At 65.4% G+C, this 19,083-nt stretch carries 17 protein-coding genes; 3 read left to right on the top strand and 14 right to left on the bottom strand.

Features of this window, described 5'->3' with window-relative positions; all coding sequences use genetic code 11:
- Positions 1–390 precede the first annotated feature (390 nt).
- The 9 genes from CI15_RS31105 to CI15_RS31065 form a co-directional block, all read right to left on the bottom strand.
- A complete protein-coding gene (locus CI15_RS31105) occupies positions 391–951 on the bottom strand; it encodes a phosphonate degradation HD-domain oxygenase (protein WP_062136178.1) in 561 nt (186 codons plus the stop codon).
- A gap of 3 nt (positions 952–954) precedes the next feature.
- Positions 955–2,406, bottom strand: a complete 1,452-nt coding sequence (gene phnY / locus CI15_RS31100) for a phosphonoacetaldehyde dehydrogenase (RefSeq protein WP_062136176.1) — start codon at positions 2,404–2,406, stop codon at positions 955–957.
- Entirely contained in the window at positions 2,403–3,668 is a 1,266-nt protein-coding gene (gene phnA / locus CI15_RS31095) for a phosphonoacetate hydrolase (protein ID WP_062136332.1), read from the bottom strand. The genes phnY and phnA overlap by 4 nt, the downstream gene beginning before the upstream one ends.
- A gap of 88 nt (positions 3,669–3,756) precedes the next feature.
- Entirely contained in the window at positions 3,757–4,458 is a 702-nt protein-coding gene (locus CI15_RS31090; protein ID WP_062136329.1) for a phosphonate utilization associated transcriptional regulator, read from the bottom strand.
- A 103-nt stretch (positions 4,459–4,561) separates the two neighbouring features.
- Positions 4,562–5,425 carry a 2-aminoethylphosphonate ABC transport system, membrane component PhnV gene (phnV, locus tag CI15_RS31085; RefSeq protein WP_062136174.1) on the bottom strand — a complete coding sequence of 288 codons (864 nt, stop codon included), beginning with the start codon at positions 5,423–5,425 and terminating at the stop codon, positions 4,562–4,564.
- Positions 5,415–6,362: a 2-aminoethylphosphonate ABC transporter permease subunit gene (locus tag CI15_RS31080; RefSeq protein ID WP_062136172.1), complete on the bottom strand. Its 948-nt coding sequence runs from the start codon at positions 6,360–6,362 to the stop codon at positions 5,415–5,417. The genes phnV and CI15_RS31080 overlap by 11 nt, the downstream gene beginning before the upstream one ends.
- The gene (gene phnT / locus CI15_RS31075) at positions 6,340–7,440 is read right to left on the bottom strand and encodes a 2-aminoethylphosphonate ABC transport system ATP-binding subunit PhnT (RefSeq protein ID WP_062136169.1); all 1,101 of its coding nucleotides are present in this window, start codon (positions 7,438–7,440) and stop codon (positions 6,340–6,342) included. Before phnT ends, CI15_RS31080 begins: the two co-directional genes overlap by 23 nt.
- A gap of 105 nt (positions 7,441–7,545) precedes the next feature.
- Entirely contained in the window at positions 7,546–8,634 is a 1,089-nt protein-coding gene (gene phnS, locus CI15_RS31070; RefSeq protein ID WP_062136167.1) for a 2-aminoethylphosphonate ABC transporter substrate-binding protein, read from the bottom strand.
- Positions 8,635–9,294: 660 nt separating this feature from the next.
- Entirely contained in the window at positions 9,295–10,050 is a 756-nt protein-coding gene (locus CI15_RS31065) for a DeoR/GlpR family DNA-binding transcription regulator (protein ID WP_062136164.1), read from the bottom strand.
- A 284-nt stretch (positions 10,051–10,334) separates the two neighbouring features.
- Here CI15_RS31065 and CI15_RS31060 point away from each other — a divergent pair, with 284 nt between their 5' ends.
- On the top strand, positions 10,335–11,891 hold the full coding sequence (locus CI15_RS31060) for an ABC1 kinase family protein (RefSeq protein WP_062136161.1): 1,557 nt from the start codon (positions 10,335–10,337) through the stop codon (positions 11,889–11,891).
- Positions 11,892–11,989: 98 nt separating this feature from the next.
- A complete protein-coding gene (locus CI15_RS31055; protein WP_062136159.1) occupies positions 11,990–12,859 on the top strand; it encodes a DMT family transporter in 870 nt (289 codons plus the stop codon).
- Positions 12,860–12,896: 37 nt separating this feature from the next.
- Here the strand turns inward: CI15_RS31055 and CI15_RS31050 are convergent, their stop codons facing one another.
- Positions 12,897–13,955, bottom strand: a complete 1,059-nt coding sequence (locus CI15_RS31050) for a L,D-transpeptidase (protein WP_420915890.1) — start codon at positions 13,953–13,955, stop codon at positions 12,897–12,899.
- Between the two features lie 439 nt (positions 13,956–14,394).
- Here CI15_RS31050 and nadE point away from each other — a divergent pair, with 439 nt between their 5' ends.
- Positions 14,395–15,258: an ammonia-dependent NAD(+) synthetase gene (gene nadE / locus CI15_RS31045; RefSeq protein WP_062136156.1), complete on the top strand. Its 864-nt coding sequence runs from the start codon at positions 14,395–14,397 to the stop codon at positions 15,256–15,258.
- Between the two features lie 101 nt (positions 15,259–15,359).
- Here nadE and CI15_RS31040 read toward each other — a convergent pair whose 3' ends face one another.
- The 4 genes from CI15_RS31040 to CI15_RS31025 form a co-directional block, all read right to left on the bottom strand.
- Positions 15,360–15,626 (bottom strand): hypothetical protein, encoded by a 267-nt coding sequence (locus tag CI15_RS31040; RefSeq protein WP_062136153.1) that lies wholly within the window; start codon positions 15,624–15,626, stop codon positions 15,360–15,362.
- A gap of 461 nt (positions 15,627–16,087) precedes the next feature.
- Entirely contained in the window at positions 16,088–16,438 is a 351-nt protein-coding gene (locus CI15_RS31035; protein ID WP_062136152.1) for a hypothetical protein, read from the bottom strand.
- Positions 16,439–16,527: 89 nt separating this feature from the next.
- A complete protein-coding gene (locus CI15_RS31030; RefSeq protein WP_062136149.1) occupies positions 16,528–17,199 on the bottom strand; it encodes a hypothetical protein in 672 nt (223 codons plus the stop codon).
- Between the two features lie 143 nt (positions 17,200–17,342).
- Positions 17,343–19,001, bottom strand: coding sequence for a S10 family peptidase (locus tag CI15_RS31025; RefSeq protein ID WP_062136146.1), 1,659 nt, complete (start codon positions 18,999–19,001; stop codon positions 17,343–17,345).
- Between the last annotated feature and the right edge of the window lie 82 nt (positions 19,002–19,083).

Genomic DNA, 19,083 nt, shown 5'->3' with positions numbered 1-19,083 from the left:
TTCTTTTTGATACTTTTGATGTACGACGGACCCGGCACAGTCGCGCGCTGCATTCCGCATCAAGCGCCCACACTTATCGGCTGTTAGTTTTTAAAGATCGATCCGCGCACTGCGCAGTACCTGACTACCCGGCACTGCTTCGTTTGCGTCGCTGCGTCTGCAGCAGAGAAACGAGATTATGAAGAACTTCTATCGGATCGTCAACAGGTTTTTATCACTCGCTTAACCTGCCCACGCCGCTGAAGCCCCCGCCATTACTGGCTTCCCGCTCCCCCGTGCCCCGGTATCCGTTGCACGAAAGAGCGAGATTCTAGTCGCCGGCATCGGGACTTGCAAGCGGTATTTTGACAAGCGTAAGGCGCACCCTGGCGCGACTCAATGCGCCCCGACTCACGCAGCCGCATGCGTGCGCATCGCCCGTTCGACCACGCCCAGATAATGATCAATATCCGGGGTCGGGCGATCCTTCTCTTTCGCGCGATCGTCCCAGCGACGCAAGCGCATCGCGTCCTCCGCGTAGGGCTTCTCCATAAACGCCCGCGCCTCTTCCTCGCTAAAGATCCCACCCTGCAATTGCAGGCTGCGCACCGAATCGGCGGAAAGCTGGCCGAAATAGGTAGCGTCGACCGCGCACAGGCAGCGCTTTGCGTCGACGTGCAGACGAATCGGCTCCAGCACCGCATCCGACAACACGGGCCGCAAAAACGGCAACGCGAAATACTGATGCAGATCATCGACGCCCCGTTCCGTCGGCGTCTCCCCTTGCAAGTTCAGCAGATGCCCGAGGTCGTGCAAAAACGCCGCCGCAACCAGCTCGTCGCTCGCGCCCTCCGCTTCGGCCAGCGCGCCGCTCTGCAACGCATGCTCCAGCTGCGTCACCGGTTCGCCGCTGTACGCGATGCTGCCGTGTCGCTCGAAGAGCACACGGATATCGTCAAGAGTCAGTGCCACCTGTCACTCCCAAGGTAATGAAAACGTCTTCAGATTGGTAAAGCTCTTCATCGCTTCCTGAACCCCTTCCTTATAGCCGAGCCCCGAATCCTTGATGCCGCCGAACGGCGTCAGCTCGATCCGGTAGCCCGGCACTTCCCACACGTTGACCGTGCCCACGCGCAGCTCGTTAATCAGGCGCGTGATCGCATCCTGCCGGTTCGTACACACGCCCGACGACAGCCCGAACGGCGTCCCGTTGCTGATGCGGATCGCGTCGTCGAGGGTATCGAACGCGATGATCGGCGAAACGGGCCCGAAGGTTTCCTCACGCACGAGCGTCATCGACGGATCGACGTTGTCGAGCACCGTCGGCACGTACAGCGCGCCGCTGCGTTCGTTGCCGATGCGCAGCCGCGCCCCCGCAGCCACCGCCTCGTTCACACGCGCCTCGAACAGCTGCGCGGCGGCGGCGTCGATCACGGTGCCCATCTGGTTCGACGCATCGAACGGATCGCCGTACGTCCACGCACGCGTCTTCTCGACGACCCGCTCCGCGAACTCCGCCGCGACGCGCCGTTGCACGAGCATCCGCTTGACCGCCGTGCAGCGCTGCCCCGAGTTCTTGTACGAACCCTGCACGGCGAGCGTCGCCGCGCGTTCGAGATCGGCGTCGTCGAGCACGATCAGCGGATCGTTGCCACCCAGCTCCAGCACGATGCGTCGATACCCGGCTCGCGTCGCAATGGATTTGCCGATCGCGACACCACCCGTAAACGTGACCAGCTCGACCGACGCATGCGTGATCAGCTCGTCGGCGATTTCGCGCGGATCGCCGGTCAGCACCTGCAGCATCGGCGCCGGCAGGCCCGCTTCATACAACAGATCGGCCAGATAAAGCGCCGACAGCGGCACCTTTTCCGACGGCTTCAGCACCACGCGATTATTCGTCGCGATGGCGGGCGCGATCTTGTGCGCGACCTGGTTCATCGGATGATTGAACGGCGTGATCGCGACGATCACGCCCGCGAGCGGCTCGCGCTGCGAGAACACGCGGCGCTTCCTGCCGTGTGGCGTCAGATCGCACGAAAAACTCTGAGCGTCGTCGCGCAACGCCTCGATCGACGCGAACCGCAACACGTCGGCAACGCGGCCGACCTCGTAGCGCGAGTCCTGCTTCGACAGCCCCGACTCGAGCGAGATCAGATCCGACGCCGGTTCGGTGCGCTCGCGCAGCAGCCCCGCCGCCCGTTCGAGAATCTGCGATCGCTCGTAGCGCGATAGAACCGGCTGATACGCGAGCGCATAGTCGAACGCGGCGCGCACATCGTCGATGCTGGCGAGCGGCACCGTGCCGACGCGCATGCCGGTATAAGGATCGAACACGTCGAACGTACGGGGGCGGGTGGCACGCTCGCCGCGAAGCCGCAGCGCTTCGGTGCGGAACGCCGGATGGTCCCGCAGCACCGTGTTCATGATGCCGACACGCGATTGAGCGCGAGCTCGAAGATGTCGAAGTTGCGCAGCCGTTGGCCTGCGCTGCCGATGGCCGCAGGCTGAATGTGTCGATTGAACAGCAGCGGCACTTCCTGCTCGGAAATCCCGCCATGCGAGCGCAGCGGCACCGTCAGTCCGGACAGGTCATGCTCATCGCGCCGCGTGCCGAGCACAACATGCTTCGTGCCGATCACGACCAGATCGCCGACGCGATCCTCAGGCAGGCCGAAGCGCGCACACGCGGCGTGTCGGTCGAGCACGACTTCGATTCCCGGCAGGCGACTGATCCGCGCGATCACGGACACAGCGTCGACATCGCGCGGCAAATAGACCGTCGCGAACGAGCCCAGTGCGCCGTGATGGACGACATACGGATCGGTGATCGGCAGAATCACGCGCGCGGTCGATGCCTCGAGCCAGTCGTCGAGCACGTCCTGCAGATAGATCACGTTCGGCTCGCCGGTATGTGGATCGTGCTTTGCATTCATGCCGTGGTCGGCGGTGAGGCCGATCACCCAGCCGAGCGCGTCGAGCTGCGCGAGATAGCCGTCCATCATCGCGTAGAACGCGTTCGCGCCTTCGGTGCCGGGCGCCCATTTGTGCTGGATGTAGTCGGTCGTCGACAGATACATGAGGTCGAGCTTGCGCGTCTGCGCGAGCCGTACGCCGGCCGCGAACACGAATTCCGACAGCCCCGCGCTATACACGTCCGGCAAAGGCAGACCAACCAGATCGAGCACGCCGTCGATGCCGTTTTCTTCGCGCGTCACCTTGTCGGCCTTTTCCGCCGAGAAGCAGATGCCCTTCAACTGCCAGCCGAGCAAGCCGCGCAGCTTGTCCTTCGCGGTGACGACGGCGACCGCGGCGCCCGCGTCGGCTGCGGCGGCGAGCAGCGTGGGTGCGCGCAGGTAGACGGGGTCGTTCATCATCACGGCCGCGCCCGCGCCATCGTTCGCGTTCGTGTCCCAGAAGTAATTGCCGCAGATGCCGTGCACGGCCGGCAGCACGCCCGTCACGATCGACAGGTTGTTCGGGTTCGTGAACGACGGAATCACGCAGTCGCCGCGAAACGCCGCACCACCCTCGAGCATCGAGCCGATGAACGGCGCAACACCGGCCGCGACCGCCGCTTCCAGATACGCAAACTCGCAGCCGTCGATGCACACGACGACCGTCGGTTGCGATGGCAGCCGGTAGCTCCGGCCGTTGACTTCGATCGTGCGTTGTTCGGGGTGTGTCATGGCGTGGTTTTCCATTGCCGGGATTGTCATTGCAAAGGCTTCATCGCCTCGTTGTCGGTTCGGGGGTGGTGTTGCCTCAGTGTTCCGCCTAAGCGTCACCCACCACCGCGCATGCCGCATGCGCGCGCTGCAACCCGCCCTGCACATGCGCGCGCATCAACTCCGCGGCCTGCTGCGCATCGCGCGACGCGAGCGCCTTCAGAATCGCCCGATGCTCGGCGAGCGAGCGCTCCATCGCGTCGCCCTGCACGACCAGCGCCGCTCGTCGAAACAGGTTCAGCTCGCTGACGAGGCCACGATACGTCTCGTACAACTTCGTGTTACCCGCCGCTGCAACGAGCGCATCGTGAAACGCAACGTTCGCGCGCGCATACCCATCGTGATCGTGCGACGCGAGCGCAGCGCGCATCGCATCGACCCAGTCGCGCAGCACCGCGAGCTTGCCCGCGTCGATGCGCGCGGCCAGCATCCGGCACGCCGCCTCTTCGAGCACCGCGCGCACCGCGTATATCTCGTCCGCCTCCGCGAGCGACACCGTCCGCACGAACACGCCGCGATTTTTCTCGGTGCGCACGAGCCCCGCCTGCTCGAGCGCGCGAAATGCCTCGCGCACCGGTCCACGCGACACCTGCAAGCGCGCAGCCCAGTCGGCTTCGTTGAGCTTGTCGCCCGGCGCGAGCGTGCCGTCGACGATATGCCGCTCGATCTCGTCGCGCACCAGCGCCGTCAGCGAATGGCGGCGCACGACCTCGATCGGATCGACGGAAGCAGAGTGCATATATTCGGTCATTTTGACAAAAATTGCCACATCGACATCGATGCTTTCCGGTTGGCGCGCCTGTTCCAGATCAAGGAAATCGCCCGCCGGTCGGTCGGGCAAGCGGGCAATCGGGTCAGTCGATCCGGCGGCGCGGAGCGCGCGCCGCGATCAGCATCAGCGCAATCAGTGAAACCAGCAGCAGAATCAGCGACAGCGCCGAAGCCGGCAGATAGTAGCCACGTTCCACCTGCCCGACCACGACGATCGGCACCGTCGCGAAGCCTGGCGGATAAACGGTCAGTGTCGCGCCGAGTTCACCGAGCGACAGCGCAAAACCGAGCGCGAGACTCGCGCGGATCGCCGGCACCAGTTGCGGCAGCACGATCCGGCGCAGCACCATCGACGGCGGCGCGCCGAGGCTCGCGGCCGCTTCGCGCAGCACGGTCAGTTCCGGGCGCAGCGCGGCAGCCGCGCAGCGGTAGCAGAACGGCAACACCAGCGCGAGCTGCACGAACACGACGATCGCCGCCGAGCTCGACAGGTCGAGCGGCCGCTTGTGATACGCGATCAGCACCGCAAGCCCGAGCACCACGCTCGGCACACCATTGGGCATCATCGCGATCGTGTCGACCATGGCGCCGAGGCCGCGGCGGTCGCGTCCTTCGAGCGCGAGCGCGAGCCACAAGCCGAGGATCGTGCCGAGCACCGCGACACCCATGCCGACTTCGAGGCTGGTCGTCAGCGCGTCGAAGTCGCTCGAACTGAGGCGCTCGAACCAGCGCATGCTGAAACCGTCGGGCAGGATCGTGCCGGACCAGTGCGACGCGACACTCGACAGCGCAACCACCAGCACCGGCAGCACGAACAGCCAGAAGCACAGCAGCGCGGCAAAACCGAGAAACAGAGCGCCGAACAGTCGCACCACGAGACTGTGCCGCACCGGCCGGCCCCGCTTGTGCATGACCGGCAGCACGGTCGGATCGAGATCAACGGCCATGACCGGCTCCTTTCACCTTGCGACTATTGACGCGCCGGTACAACGCGTACAACGACAACGACATCAGCAACATCACGACCGCCCCGGCGGCGGCGGTCGGCAGATCGAGATCGACGGTCGCGGCGCTGTAGATCGCGACCGGCAGCGTGACCAGATGCGCGCTGCCCAGCACCAGCAGAATGCCGAACTCGTTCAGCGTCAGCAGAAAGCACAGAATCGTGCCCGCCGCGATGCCGGGCCACGCGAGCGGCAGGATCACCTTGAACGCGACCATCAGGCCGTTCGCACCGAGGCTGCGAGCGGCTTCGATCAGGCGCTGGTCGAGCAGCGCGAACGATGCCAGGGTCGGACGCACGACGAACGGCGTATAGAACACGACTTCCGCGAGAATCACGCCGCCGATGCCGAACAGGAAATTGAGCGGCGGCGCCTGCAGATTGAACAGCCGCTGCAGCGCGATGCTGACCGAGCCCTGCGAGCCGTAGAGAAAGATCAGCGTGAACGCGACCAGAAACGACGGAAACGCGACGAACAGCTCGAGAAACCGCGTGACCAGGCGCGCGCCCGGAAACGGCTTGAAAAACAGGATCGACGCGATCGCCACGCCGAGCAGGGACGCGAGGCTCGCGCTCGCGAACAGGATGCCGAGCGTCGTGCCGATCACGCCGCGCGTCTCGGGGTTGCCGAAGAACGTCACGTACGCCTCGCCCGAGAGGCCATGCGCGCCGGTCAGACTCAGCATGACGAGCCGGACGAGCGGATAAATGACGAGCGGCCCGAGCACCACGATCGCAATGAACAGCAGATGCCATTGCGCCATGCGCTCGCGCCGCTTCACCGCGGCCGAGTGTGCCGCGGCACTGGCAATTCGGCGCGCGGCGGCCTCGCTGTCGAGCCCGAGTGGATTGGGCGTATCAGGGCTTGATAAGGACGACATCGCCAGCCTCGTAACGCAGGGAAACACGCGCGCCCTTCTCCGGCGTCATGCCGTGACCGCGCTGCATCGTGACGAGCACGGGGTCGTTCGGCAGCGCATCGAGCACGACCGACACCGACAAGGCCGCGCCATACCATTCGACCGAGGCGATCGCGCCGTGCAGTTGCCCCTCGCCGAGCGGCACGATGCGCAACGCCTCCGGACGCAGACAGGCGACGCGCTCACGCTCGTTGTAGCGCGAGTCGTCCATGCCGAACGCGACCTGCGGCGGCAGCAGATTGGCCGCGCCGAGGTAACGCGCGACGAAGCCGTCGACCGGCGTGTCGTACAACTGCTGCGGCGTGCCGAGCTGCGCGATTTGGCCATCGCGCATCAGCAGCGTGCGATCGGACAGCACGAGCGCGTCGTCCTGATCGTGCGTCACGCAGACGATCGTCAGGTTCGGCAGTCGGTCGTGTAGCGACTTCAATTCGGAGCGCACCGACGCGCGCAGATTGGCGTCGAGCGCGGACAGCGGCTCGTCGAGCAGCAGCACGTCGGGCTCGATCACGAGCGCGCGAGCCAGCGCCACGCGCTGCTGCATGCCGCCCGACAGTTGCGCCGGCATCACGTGACCGGCATCGCCGAGTTGCACGAGCTTCAGCACCTCGGCGACGCGGCGCGCGACATCGCGCGCCGGCGTGCGTCGCGCGCGCAAACCGAACGCGACGTTCTCGAACACCGTCAGATGCGGAAACAGCGCGTAGCTCTGGAACAGCAAACCGAGATTGCGCTTGTGCGGCGGCATGTGCGTCAGATCGCGGCCGGCCACCGTCAGCGTGCCGGCCAGACCGTCCGCCTCGATGAAGCCCGCGATGAAGCGCAGTAAGGTCGTCTTGCCGCAGCCGCTGCGGCCGAGCACGGTCAGCAACTCGCCGCGCTGGATGGTCAACGACAGATCGTCGAGCACCGTGCGTGCGCCGAAGCGCACCGTCAGGTGATCGATCTGCACGCCGCCCGGCGCGTCGGAGCGCGCGGCGTCGAGCGCATCCAGCGGAGCGCCAGGCGCGGTGGGGTGAGCGAGACTGGCCGTAGTCACCGGGGTCGTCCTCCAACAGAATTAATGCAGATGCGGCGCCGCGCGGTACACGCGATGCGCCGCCTGAATCGACAACGTCAAACGCTGGCTGCCTGGATCACCGAGTTACTTCGGCTTGACCACTTCGGTCTCTTTGCCCGACGAACCGATGACTTCGCTCTTCCAGCGTGCGGTCCAGTCCGCTTTCTTCGCCATCACCTGGTTCCAGTCGACCGGAATCAGCTTCACGCCGGCGATCGACTGCTTGACCGTTTCGCCGTTCTTGCCCGCGAGCGGCACGTCGCTGCGACCCGGGATGCCGAAGATGTCCGGCACCTTCGACTGCACTTCCGTCGACATCAGATAGTCGATCAGCTTCTTGCCCTCGGCCTGGTTCGGGCCGTTCTTGATCAGACCGATCGCGTACGGCAGCTGGAACGTGGTCGGCTGGCCGCCAGGCGTGGCGGCGAGGAACACCGGCTTGAGCGACAGGCCGCCGTTGGCCGCGTCGTCGAGGTCCATCTGCAGGTCGCCGTTGGCGACCGCGATTTCGTTACGCGAGAGCAGCACGTCGAGATAGCCCGTGCCCTTGGTGTGGAACTTGGCGCTCTGCTCGAGCTTCTTCAGATAATCGAACGCCTTGTCTTCGCCCATCAGCGACGAGGTCAGGATGATCACGGCCATGCCGTCGCCGGCGGTCGCCGGATTCGAATAGGCAACCTTGCCGCTGAAGTCCGGGTGCAGCAGGTCCGCGAACGTCTTCGGCTGGGTCTTCGTGACTTCGGGGTTGATCGCGAACGAGAAGTAGTTGTTCACGAAGGTCGCCCACGCGCCGTTCGGCGCTTTCGCGATGGCCGGCACGTTCTTGTAGTTGGCGCTCTGATACGCCTGCAGCAAACCGCTCTGGTCGGCCTGCTGGATGAACGGCGGCAGCGTGACGATCACGTCGGCCTTCGGCTGATCCTTCTCGATGGTCGCGCGGTTCACGACTTCGCCGCTACCCGCCGTGACGATATTGACCTTCACGCCTTCCTTCTTTTCGAAGGCCGGCAGCACATCCTTGTACAGATTTTCGAGGCCGTCGGCCGTGTACAGCACGACGGCGTCGGCCGCGTGAGCCTCTATCGTGGCACCGAACGCGGCCGCGGCGACGAGCGCCGGCAGCAGTTTGCGCGCGAGGCCGGTCGCAGCGTGAAGGGAATTCGTCTTTTTCATGTCGCTCTCTCCGAAAGGCAAAAAACCAGACGGTCGGGATAACCCATACCTGTAGTGATTGAACGGCGGCACTCGCCGCTTGCGTGTTGCCCGCTGCGGTTGCCGCGCCGGTCTCCGTGGATTGCAGATTGCCGACAACTTTGCCGCTTCTCGCCCAGCCTGACTGACAGCCCGTCTACGACACTCGCGCCGCCTGCCGCGCCTGAGCGGGCACGGCAAGAATCACAGGTTTCGATGACAAGGCCATGACGATTTTGCCGAATTCCAAAAAAAGACACAATTTGCCAATTCAAGCCAACCGATGGAATGCGGCGCGCGACCCGAAAGCGAAGCGTCGCGCGCCGGTCCCGTGTGGATCGTACATGGCAAAAATGACGATGTATGCACGGTGGGTCGGAAAAATTGCGGGGCACGTCGGCGGTGGCGACGGTGCTCGCGAACGCAAGACTCGCGCGGCGCGCCGGCCATGCTCGTGACATTCGCCGCACCTGCTCTCGCTCGCGGTGGACGGGGTTCTGACAACCGCGCGTATTGTGCCCGGCCGCTTCCGATCGTGCAGCGAAACCGCTGGCTCTTTTAATTGAGATTTTGGCGGGTGCGGAATGGGGCATCGAGCGAGTGACGTGGCGGCGCGGCGCGAGATCGCACCGTGGCGCCGTCTCACGCGATCAGAATCTCCGGACCATGCGCCGTGATCGCCCTGCCGAGCGCGCGTTCGGGCGCCAGTTCGGTGACCAGATAGCGCGCCGACTCGATGCCGTTGATGCGCACCGGCGTCACGCGTCCGAACTTCGAATGATCGGCGACGACGAGCACCGTGTCGGCCGCGGCAATCATGCGGCTGCGCACTTCGGCCGCCATGCGGCTGTAGTCAGTCAGATAGCCGTCCGGCGAAATACCGCCCGCGCCGATGAAGGCGAAATCGGCGTGGTACTGACTGACCTGCTGGACCGTGTCGAGGCCGAAGGTCGCGTCCTCGATATCGGACAGCTCGCCGCCGAGCAGCGTCACGCGATTGTCGTTGCGCCGGCCGAGCAGCAGCGCGATGCGCCAGTCGTTGGTGTACACCGTCAGCCGATGACGGTCGAGCAGCGCCCGCGCGACCGCTTGCGTGGTGCTGCCCGAATCGATGATCAACGACGCGCCGTCCGGCACGAACTCGGCCGCGCGCTCGCCGATCGCGCGCTTCGCGCTGGCGTTCTCGGCTTCGCGCGTGTCGAGATCGGGCTCGCGCCGATCGTTCGACAACGCGCCGCCGTGCGTCGTCACGAGAAGCCCGCGGCCGGCCAGCGCATTGAGGTCGCGACGGATCGTTTCGCGCGATACGTTCAGTTCGCGCACCAGCTCGGCGACCGACAGCGCGCCGGTCTTTGCCACTTGCGCGAGGATGTATTGATGACGTTGTTCTGCGAGCATCTGTGGAGGCCGGAAGCCGGCACGCTTGGGTTTCGCTGTGGTTGAGGAAAGCCGCCGTATTGTATTACTTGTACTGCGCGTTGATGGCGCTAACGCTCAGGACACGCCCGGGTGGTGTTCGGTTGCCGCCGAGCTAGCACCGAGCCGCCCTTGCGCGCGAACACGCCAGCCATCGCGCCGACCTGCTAACCTTGACGGCTGGGCCCGTGGACCGGACAGCGAACGCAACGCCGCGGTCCGGCCGCATCCCACGCACACCGCCTCGCAAGTCAATCGAACCGCCGATGCCGCCACTGTTTCGCCGTCTACTGCTGCTGTTCCATGCGCTGCGTTACGGCGCGCGCCTGATCTGGCTCGCTGCGCCGCCCGACCACAAACTGCACTGGATGATCGAGCTGATCGGCCGCGTGCATGCGTCGGAGCGCAGCGGCGCGCAGCTGCATGGTCTGCTGCCGGCGCTCGGTCCGCTCGCGAGCCGTTTCGCGCAGACGCTCGCCGAGCGTCCCGAGCTCGCGACCGGCACGCTGCACGACGCGCTCGATGCGGTCGATCATATGGAAGTGCCGCTGCCACCCGACGACTCGGCGCAGGCCCTGACGCGCGCATTCGGTCGGCCGCTCACCGAGCTGTTCAGCGCGGTCGATCTCGCGCCGGTACGCAGCGGCTTCGCCGAGCAGACCCATTTCGCACGGCTCGCGACGCCGGTCAAAGGTCATCACGAAGTCGCGATCAAGCTCGTGCGCGTGCAGCAATTGCAACAGATCGGCGATGAACTCGCGCTGCTGCGCTGGGTCGCGCGCTGGCTCGAAAAGCTCTCGCGCGTCGCGCGCAGGATGAAGTTGCGAGCGCTCGCGCAAACCTTCACCGACGACATCCTGCGCCGCTTCGACCTGCGTGCCGAAGCCGCAAACCTGAGTCAGACCGGCCACCATTTCGACCGCGACAAGCGCATCGTCGTGCCCGATGTGATCTGGGAACTGTGCACCGACCACACGCTGACGATGCAGCGCATCAACACGTTGCCCGCGAGCGACCTGCCCGGCCTGCACGCGCACGGCATCAAACTCGCGCCGCTCGCCGCGCACATCGTCGAGGTGGTCACCGAGCAGGCGTTCGAGCATGGCTTCTTTCACGCGACGCTCGATGCGCGCCGCGTGCGGGTCAGCATCGAGCCGGACACGTGCGGACGCCTCGTGCTCGCGGAGTTCTCGATCATGGCGACGCTGTCGAGCGGCGAGCGCGAGTTCTTCGTGCACGGCGCGACCGCTCTGTTCGACCAGGACTACGGGCGGCTCGCGGACATGCATCGCGACGCCGGCCACGTACCGCCCGACACGCGTGCAGAAGTGCTCGAAGCCGAGCTGCGCACGCGCGCCGAAGCGCACTTCGCGGCGGCGCCGCAGGATCGCTCGGCGGGTTCGCTGTTTCATCATCTGCTGCACGGCGTGCAACCGTTCGACGGCCAGGTGTCCGGCCGGCTCGCGACCGCGCAGCGCTCGTTCCAGCAGGCCGAGATGCTCGCGCGGGCGCTGCATCCGGGCGTCGATACATGGAACATCGCGCGCGGTGTGCTGGCCGATATCGCGCGACGCGACCTCGATCATCGCGGCTGGCTCAAGCGTCTATCGCACGAGTTGCCGCATCTCGCGCATATGCTGCCGCGCGTGCCGCAACTGGCGGTGCGCTATCTGCAGCAGCACGAGCGTACCGGCACGCCGCAGCAGAACGCGCAACTGCTCGCGGATCTCGTCCGCGAATACCGGCGCACGCGCTGGCTGTTGTGGGGGTGCGTCGTCTGTGGCGGCGTGCTCGGCGCCGGGATGATGCTGCTCGCGTGGTGACGGTCCCGCTCGTGCGTTGCAGCTTCGAACAAGACGCGCGCCGCCGGTGACGCCAACATGGCGGCTTTTTCACGTCACCTGCTTCAACGCCCGCCCCGATGCTCGCCTCTTTTCTTGCCGCCGTCTTCGTCGTGCTGTGGTCGACCGGTTTCGTCGTCGCCCGCGCGATCACGCCTTACGCCGATCCCAATCTGTTTCTGCTCGCCCGCTTCGGCGGCACCGCGCTGATCTTTGCGCTGGCCGCTCTCGTCGCGCGCGCGAGCTGGCCCACGGGCCGCGACTTAGGCAAGCATCTGGCCGCGGGCGCGCTGCTGCAGGGCGTTTATCTCGGGGCCGGCTACTGGGCGGTCGCGCAGGGTCTGAGCGCCGGCGTGATGGCCTTGCTCGGCGCGTTGCAACCACTCGCGACAGCCGCCGTCGCCGCGCCGCTGTTCGGCGAACGCCTGTCGCGGCGCGGCTGGAGCGGCATGGCGCTCGGCCTCGCGGGCGTCGTGCTGGTGCTCGCGCCGAAGCTCGCGGCCGCGACCCCGCCCACGCATGGCAACGCGCCCGCGTGGCTGGTCGTGCTGGTGTCGATCCTCGCGGTGGCCGCGATTACGGCGGGCACGCTATTCCAGAAGACCTCGCTCGCGAAGGCCGATATTCGCAGCGCCAGCGCCGTGCAGAACATCGGTGCGGCGATCGTCGCGGCCGGGCTGGCGCTGGCGCTCGGCGAGCATCGCTGGATCGCGTCGCCGACACTGTGGGCGTCGCTCGCATGGGGCGTCGTGATGCTGTCCGGCATCAGTGTGACGTTGCTCGTCTGGATGGTCCGGCGCGGCGACGCGGCGCGCGCGACCGCGCTGATGTTTCTCGCGCCGCCGCTCGCCGCGCTGGAAGGCTATCTAGGTTTCGGCGAGACGCTGTTGCCGCTGCAGATCGCCGGCTTTGCAGTCGCATTGGCGGGGGTGTTGCTGGCGCGGTCGTGAGAAGCGCCGGGCGGCGGCGTGGCGACAAAACCGCCCGTCAGTCGGCCGTGTCCTTGCGCGCGGGCATTTTCGCGCGTGCCATCGCGCCGGGCGCCGGCGACCACGCCGGCCGACTCTTGCGCTGCGAATCGACGACGACGATGAAACGCCCCGCCCACGGCATGATCTGCCGATCGCTCTTCAACACCCACAGCGCCTGGCCGGAATCGATCAGCTGCGCATACTCCGCGTCGAGAATCCCATAGTGATCGAGGAACGCGTTCAACGACGCGGGAATCCGCACGCAGCCCTTCGAATGACGAATGCCGAGCAGCGGTTCGAGCCGATCGGGGTCGGTCGCGTGCATCTGCAAGCGCATCTGCGACATGCCGTCCTTGCCCCAGCCGCGCTCGGCCTGCGCCCAGCCGAGGTCGAAGATGCGCATGTCGCGCTGGCCATAGCCGCGAATGTGGTTCTCGTTCTGTGTGCCCTCGGAGCGGAAATCCATGTTGTCGGGCGTATGTTCGAACACGCCGAGTGGCGTGATGAAATGGTCGTACTCGCCGGGTCGTCCGGTGGATACCGGCGCTGCGCCGATCATCTGCCAGTTGTCGGCCGGCGCGGGGCGGAAATAGATGAGGAGCGCCTGCACGTTCGGATTGCGATCGACGAGCACCACGTACTCGCCCGACAGATTGCCGAGCTCGTCCGCATTGAGCGCCGCCTCCAGACGGTCGGCATACGCGCGCTGTTCCGCGCCGGGCAACTTGAGCCGGCGCGTCACGTCCTGCGCGAACACGTCGCGTAACAGGAACGCGCGGCGCGGATCGACGATGCCGGCCGCGTCGGGCGCGGCGACGGTGGCCGCATCGATCGCGGCCAACGGCCGGCTCGCGCCATTCCATACGCTGGCCGGATTGGGCAGATTTGGCGCATGCAACGCCGATGTCGCGGAGGCGGGCGACTGCGCGGCAACCCGGCTCGCCGCCATCGCGCCGCCACTCGACACGACGCCTGCGCAAAGCCACGCGCACACAGCCACGCCGAGCACGCGCGTCAGGCTACGACAAGCCCTCGCGCCGAGAACCGCGCGCGGCGCCGCGCTCGAGAACCGCATCCCCAACATGCCGCGCCCACGAACGACCGAGGTGCAAGTCAAGCGGGTCAATCCAGGCTGGCCAGGCCGATCCGGGTATGTCATCGCGTCTTGGAGCAAACATGATTATTATTGATTGCACGCCGGGTCTCTGCGGCGTTCGGAACGATCGATATTACTCAGCGAATTGCGGCGTGTCGATGAAAATAGCGTCGAGCGCCCCACCTATTTTTAATGATGGAGTATTTTCGGCAATCGACGTATCGGCGAAAGCGCAATTAATACGCGATTAAAAACCACCGCCGGCAATTCAAACCACGAAAAGCGAAACGCCATTTCATTCGACGAAAGCTCCAACGAAAGCCGCACGCCGCCACGATACTCAAACCGCTTTTCGAGCCGCTTTCAATCTGCTTTAACCCGCTTCAATCTCTTTTCTCTCGCGAGGACACCAACGATCATGGCTCAATCCGATCCAGCCGCCCGCCAGGCCAGCATCGCGGCAGAAATGCACGTGGCCGCCGAATTCGACGCGAACCGCGAAATCGAGCGACGGGTCGATTTTCTGGCGAACTATCTGCGCACCAGCCATCTGAAAACTTATGTGCTCGGCATTAGCGGCGGCGTCGATTCGACGACGGCCGGACGTCTCGCGCAACTTGCGGTCGAGCGTCTGCGAGCGAGCCATTACGACGCGCGTTTCGTCGCGGTCCGTCTACCTTACGGCAAACAACGCGATGAAGCGGATGCGCTCCAGGCATTAGCTTTCATTCGCGCCGACGAAAATCTGACTATCGATATCAAACCCGCCGCCGATGCGATGCTGGAGTCGCTCGATAAAAGCGGCGTCTCGTTCAGGGACGAATCGCAACGGGATTTCGTACACGGCAATATCAAGGCGCGCCAGCGGATGATCGCGCAATACGCGGCGGCTGGCGCACGCTCGGGCGTCGTGATCGGCACGGACCACGCGGCGGAATCGGTGATGGGCTTTTTCACGAAATTCGGCGACGGCGGCGCCGACGTGCTGCCCCTCGCCGGGCTCAGCAAGCGTCGCGTGCGCGCGCTCGCGAAGACGCTCGGCGCGCCGGAGGCGCTGGCGCACAAGGTGCCGACCGCCGACCTCGAGATGTTGCGGCCGCTTCGTCCCGACGAAGACGCGTACGGCATCCCGTACGACGCGATCGACGATTTCCTCGAAGGCAAGCCGGTCAGCGATTCCGCGCGCGACGTGATCCTGCAGTTTTACAACGCAACGCGTCACAAGCGGGCGCTGCCGTACACGCCGTTCGACTGGCCCGCACCGTCGGACGACGGGCAATAAAGAGGCCGCTGACGGCGCTCTGAAACGAATCAAGGCGGCGTGCCTGCACGCTTCATCGCGCAGGCACGCCGCCTTCGAAGGCGTCCAGCTTATCGCGCCGCTTACTGCGCGGCCGGCGGTTCGTCGCTGAACAGATCGGCGCTCGCTTCGAGCTGCTGGCCGCACAGATGCTTGCCGTGAATCTGCCGCGCGATCACGTCGCCGACATAGGGCACGCTGGCATCGAGCTCGACCGTCGCATAGGCGCTGGGCTTGCCGGCGTCGACCACCTCGACGTGTTTCGCGTAATGCCCGAGTTCACGCTGCAAAAACTCCCGCACTTCCTGCTCGCTACACGATTCGGCGATATTACGCACGGTCAGGTTCATGCGGCCTACCCTCGCCGCGCTTCGCGGTCGGTCCGACGCTGCGGCCTTGCGATACGCACCGGTCGCAGCGCGGCACGCTGCTTTGCCTGAGCGGCAGCCAGTGCGCGTAGCGCCACGAGGCCGCTCGCGCCGGCCAATCCCAAAGCGAGCCATGACAAGTAGAAGGTCATCGTTCAAATCTCCCGTGCGAATTTCGTCCTGTTTTCAGGATAGCCAACTTCGACACCTGACACACTGCGACGCAGTGTCGTGGGCAACGGCGAAACATCGTCGTCGATGCACTGTACCTGAATCAGTCGCGCCAACCCTAGAAAAACACATCGGCTGCTTCAGCACCTTGCATGCCCGGCCGGCGCGCCCACCGTCGATGGCGGCGGCAAGCGCGAATCGGCCCGGCACAAAGACGTGTCGCCGACGGCATCCTACGGGGAGCGCGGGCAAAGGCGGACTGATCGAGCCGATCAGTCCGCCGCTTGCACGTTCGCGGCGCTCACCCACCACGCATTCTTGCCCTGCGGCAGACGGACCAGCACGGCGGAAGGATCGTCGACGCCGTCGTCGGCGATCTGGCACACCGGCAGACCGTCGGGCAGACGCTTCACTTCACCAGCGGCCTCGAACAGCGCGACGCGTTTCGCGTTCAGCGGCTGCAATTGCCGATACACGTCGAAGCTCAGCGCCGCCGGCACGTCGCCGCGAATCTCGAGTGCGTCGGTACGCTCGCAATGCGCGGGCGCGGCGGCAAACGCGGCGGCGCTGACGCTCATGCAGCCGATGGTCAGCGCAAGCGCGGCGAGACGGGAATGGGACATCGTGTTTCTCCGAAAAAAATGAAAGAGGCAGCGAACCGTCGTTCCGCGGGGAACGGGTCAACAGGCAGATGCGCGACGGCACGACGCGCTCAAGGCGCGCGTTCCTGCTGATCGTCGCGCCGGCTGTCCTCGCTGTCGACGCCGTCGTCGCCCGTTGCTACGTCGAGCCGGCTCACGTCGCAGGACGCCTGGCCAAAGCCCGCATACACCGCCGACCAGTTGCCGATGATCGCCGCTTGCGCCTGCGCGAGACTCAGCTTGCCTTCGCACACGCAGCGTTTCAGCATGACCGCCGCGCGTGCCTTGCGCCGCTCGCCCTGCGGGCCGGCCCACGGCAAAAGGTCGAGATTGGCCGGTGCAGCCGGCGATCCGCCGAGCACGATCGGCACGCGCCGGTCGAGCGCGAACGCGGCGCCCTGACGCGCATCGAGGCCGCGCGCGGCAAGCATGCGATCCTTGTGCGCCATCAGTTCGTCGAACGGTGGCGCGACGGTTTCCGCATAACCGGGGCGGCAAATCGTTTCGCCGATCGACTGCTGGGTCACGCGCTCGTCGAGCATGACGCTCTGTTGCGCGGCGGCACTACCGATGCGCAGCGCGAGCAGCGCGCCGACGGTGAGCAGCAGCGCCCGCTGTCGCGCGCGCCCGTGCCGGGGCAACACGCGCTGGCGCCCGGACCACGGCGCATTGGCCGCGTCATTGCTGCAGGTTGTAGCACGGGAAAGCCCGCGCCGATGCGTGTCTGCGTTGCCTGCGTTCATTCGTCGGCGCGCCGGCGGCGGCACGCGGTAGTTCAATTCGCGAGGCAATTAAAACACATTCAATATGGATAGGTACGAAACCCGGACATGGTTGCGCGCGAGCCCCGACTGATGCGACGAGGCCCGCTCGCGGCTTGCCGCCGTTACTTCGCCACGCGTGCCTGCAACGCGCGGATCCGCCCGAGCGCCTGCGTGTCCGACACCGTCTGTTCGTACATCTTCGCAAGATCGGCCTTCAGCGCGGTGCGCGAACCACCGTCGAGATACACCATATGCCCCGACGGATAGAACCGCGCAGACAGGTTCTGCCGCACCTGCTGACTGACGAGCGGCATCTGCTGAAGATCGAGCACGGTCTGATAGAAAGGCGTGACGAAATCGTAGAAGCCGTTCGCCGACAGCACCTTGAGATCGGGATTGAGCGCCATCACGGCCGCGAGGTCGCCGGCCGTGTACAGAATGATGTTGCCTTTCGAGTCGAGGCCCTTTTGCGCGCCGGTCGGATCGATATGGCTGAAATCCCAGTACTTGAACGCCTGATCGTTGAGGTCCGTGAACGACGAGTTCGAGGTGTACTTCAACTGCTCGTTCAGATACACGTTCCACATCGTCGTGTAGACGCCGGTGACAGCGGTCATGGTTGGATCGTTGCCGCCGGAGTTCGGATCGATCTTGCCGGCGATGCCGGTGTCGATCGCGGTCACGCGGCCGTCGTAGGCGCCGAGTGCGAGGCCTTGCGATTTCAGCAGCGTCGTCAGGAACAGCGAATTGCCGCGGCTGTCGTAGCCCGCGATATCGAGGCTCCACGCGAGCAGCGTCGTTTTGTCGATACCGGTGTATTCGCTGAGTTTTTCGACGGTCGCGGAGTCGGTGGTCGGAAACTTGCGCAGCGCGGCCAGGTAGTCGGTGCGCGCGAACTGCGCGACCTCTTCCGCGAAGGTGCCGAGATCGGTCGGGCGCGGCGCGACGCCGAGCTTCTTGTGATACCACGCGTCCGCGGCCGCCGTGGGCAGCGCGCCGACCGGATTGCCCGATTGCGTGTAATCGAGAATCGACGATTGCAGCGTCACGCCGTTCAGGTCGACGCCATCCTCGTGCAGCCGGTACGCGAGCACGCAGCTACGCGCCGTGCCGTAGGACTCGCCGAACAGATACTTCGGCGAATTCCAGCGGTTGTTTTTGGTCAGGAAACGCTTGATGAATTGCTTGATCGAATCCGCGTCCTGATCGACGCCCCAGAAGTCCCGATTCTTCTTCGGCGCGATCGCCGCCGAATAGCCGGTGCCGACCGGGTTGATGAACACGAGGTCGCTCTTGTCGAGCAGACTGTCCGGATTGTCTTCGAGCGAATACGGTGCGGGCGGCGTGAAGCCGGGCATCGACGTCTTGATGCGGCGCGGCGCGAACGAGCCGAGCAGCACGAAAACCGCCGACGACCCCGGACCACCGTTGTAGAAAAACGTGACCGGCCGCGTTTCTTCCTTCTGGTTGTCCTGCGTGAACGCGACGTAGAACATCCTCGCCGTCGGCTGCGAACTGCTCGGATCGACGATCATCAGATGACCCGCGGTCGCCGTGTAGTTGATCGTGTGCCCGCCGATGGAGATCGAATGGTGCGTGATCGCGGCCGTTTCCGCTGTCTCGGTGACGGAATCGTCCGGGCCGTTGCCGTAGGCGACCGGATCGAAGAAAGGCTGGTCGCCGCCCTTGTGCGCCGTGCTCGTGGTGGTGGCCGCGCCTGCCGCGGCATGCGTGTTGTGCGGCGAAGGCTGACTGCCGGAAGCTGATTCTGTATTCGTCATGATCGCTCCAAGGGTTCGTTTTACGTGCCGTGCGTCTTCGTTCTGACTTCTCGTAGTTGTTTGTTGTGCGCCGTGTTGCAGA

The organism is Paraburkholderia monticola (assembly GCF_001580545.1).
GTDB lineage: Bacteria > Pseudomonadota > Gammaproteobacteria > Burkholderiales > Burkholderiaceae > Paraburkholderia > Paraburkholderia monticola.
The sequence above is the reverse complement of the archived record's forward strand: the minus strand, read 5'-3'. Positions and strand labels throughout refer to the sequence as shown.

Bases quoted from the DNA above. Each gene is read 5' to 3' on its own strand.
- CI15_RS31030 (WP_062136149.1), bottom strand. From the start codon at position 17,199: ATGAACGCAGGCAACGCAGACACGCATCGGCGCGGGCTTTCCCGTGCT.
- phnA (WP_062136332.1), bottom strand. From the start codon at position 3,668: ATGACACACCCCGAACAACGCACGATCGAAGTCAACGGCCGGAGCTAC.
- CI15_RS31090 (WP_062136329.1), bottom strand. From the start codon at position 4,458: ATGACCGAATATATGCACTCTGCTTCCGTCGATCCGATCGAGGTCGTG.
- CI15_RS31080 (WP_062136172.1), bottom strand. From the start codon at position 6,362: ATGTCGTCCTTATCAAGCCCTGATACGCCCAATCCACTCGGGCTCGAC.
- CI15_RS31025 (WP_062136146.1), bottom strand. From the start codon at position 19,001: ATGACGAATACAGAATCAGCTTCCGGCAGTCAGCCTTCGCCGCACAAC.
- nadE (WP_062136156.1), top strand. From the start codon at position 14,395: ATGGCTCAATCCGATCCAGCCGCCCGCCAGGCCAGCATCGCGGCAGAA.
- CI15_RS31035 (WP_062136152.1), bottom strand. From the start codon at position 16,438: ATGTCCCATTCCCGTCTCGCCGCGCTTGCGCTGACCATCGGCTGCATG.
- CI15_RS31055 (WP_062136159.1), top strand. From the start codon at position 11,990: ATGCTCGCCTCTTTTCTTGCCGCCGTCTTCGTCGTGCTGTGGTCGACC.
- phnS (WP_062136167.1), bottom strand. From the start codon at position 8,634: ATGAAAAAGACGAATTCCCTTCACGCTGCGACCGGCCTCGCGCGCAAA.
- CI15_RS31060 (WP_062136161.1), top strand. From the start codon at position 10,335: ATGCCGCCACTGTTTCGCCGTCTACTGCTGCTGTTCCATGCGCTGCGT.
- CI15_RS31050 (WP_420915890.1), bottom strand. From the start codon at position 13,955: ATGCGGTTCTCGAGCGCGGCGCCGCGCGCGGTTCTCGGCGCGAGGGCT.
- phnY (WP_062136176.1), bottom strand. From the start codon at position 2,406: ATGAACACGGTGCTGCGGGACCATCCGGCGTTCCGCACCGAAGCGCTG.
- phnV (WP_062136174.1), bottom strand. From the start codon at position 5,425: ATGGCCGTTGATCTCGATCCGACCGTGCTGCCGGTCATGCACAAGCGG.
- CI15_RS31065 (WP_062136164.1), bottom strand. From the start codon at position 10,050: ATGCTCGCAGAACAACGTCATCAATACATCCTCGCGCAAGTGGCAAAG.
- CI15_RS31040 (WP_062136153.1), bottom strand. From the start codon at position 15,626: ATGAACCTGACCGTGCGTAATATCGCCGAATCGTGTAGCGAGCAGGAA.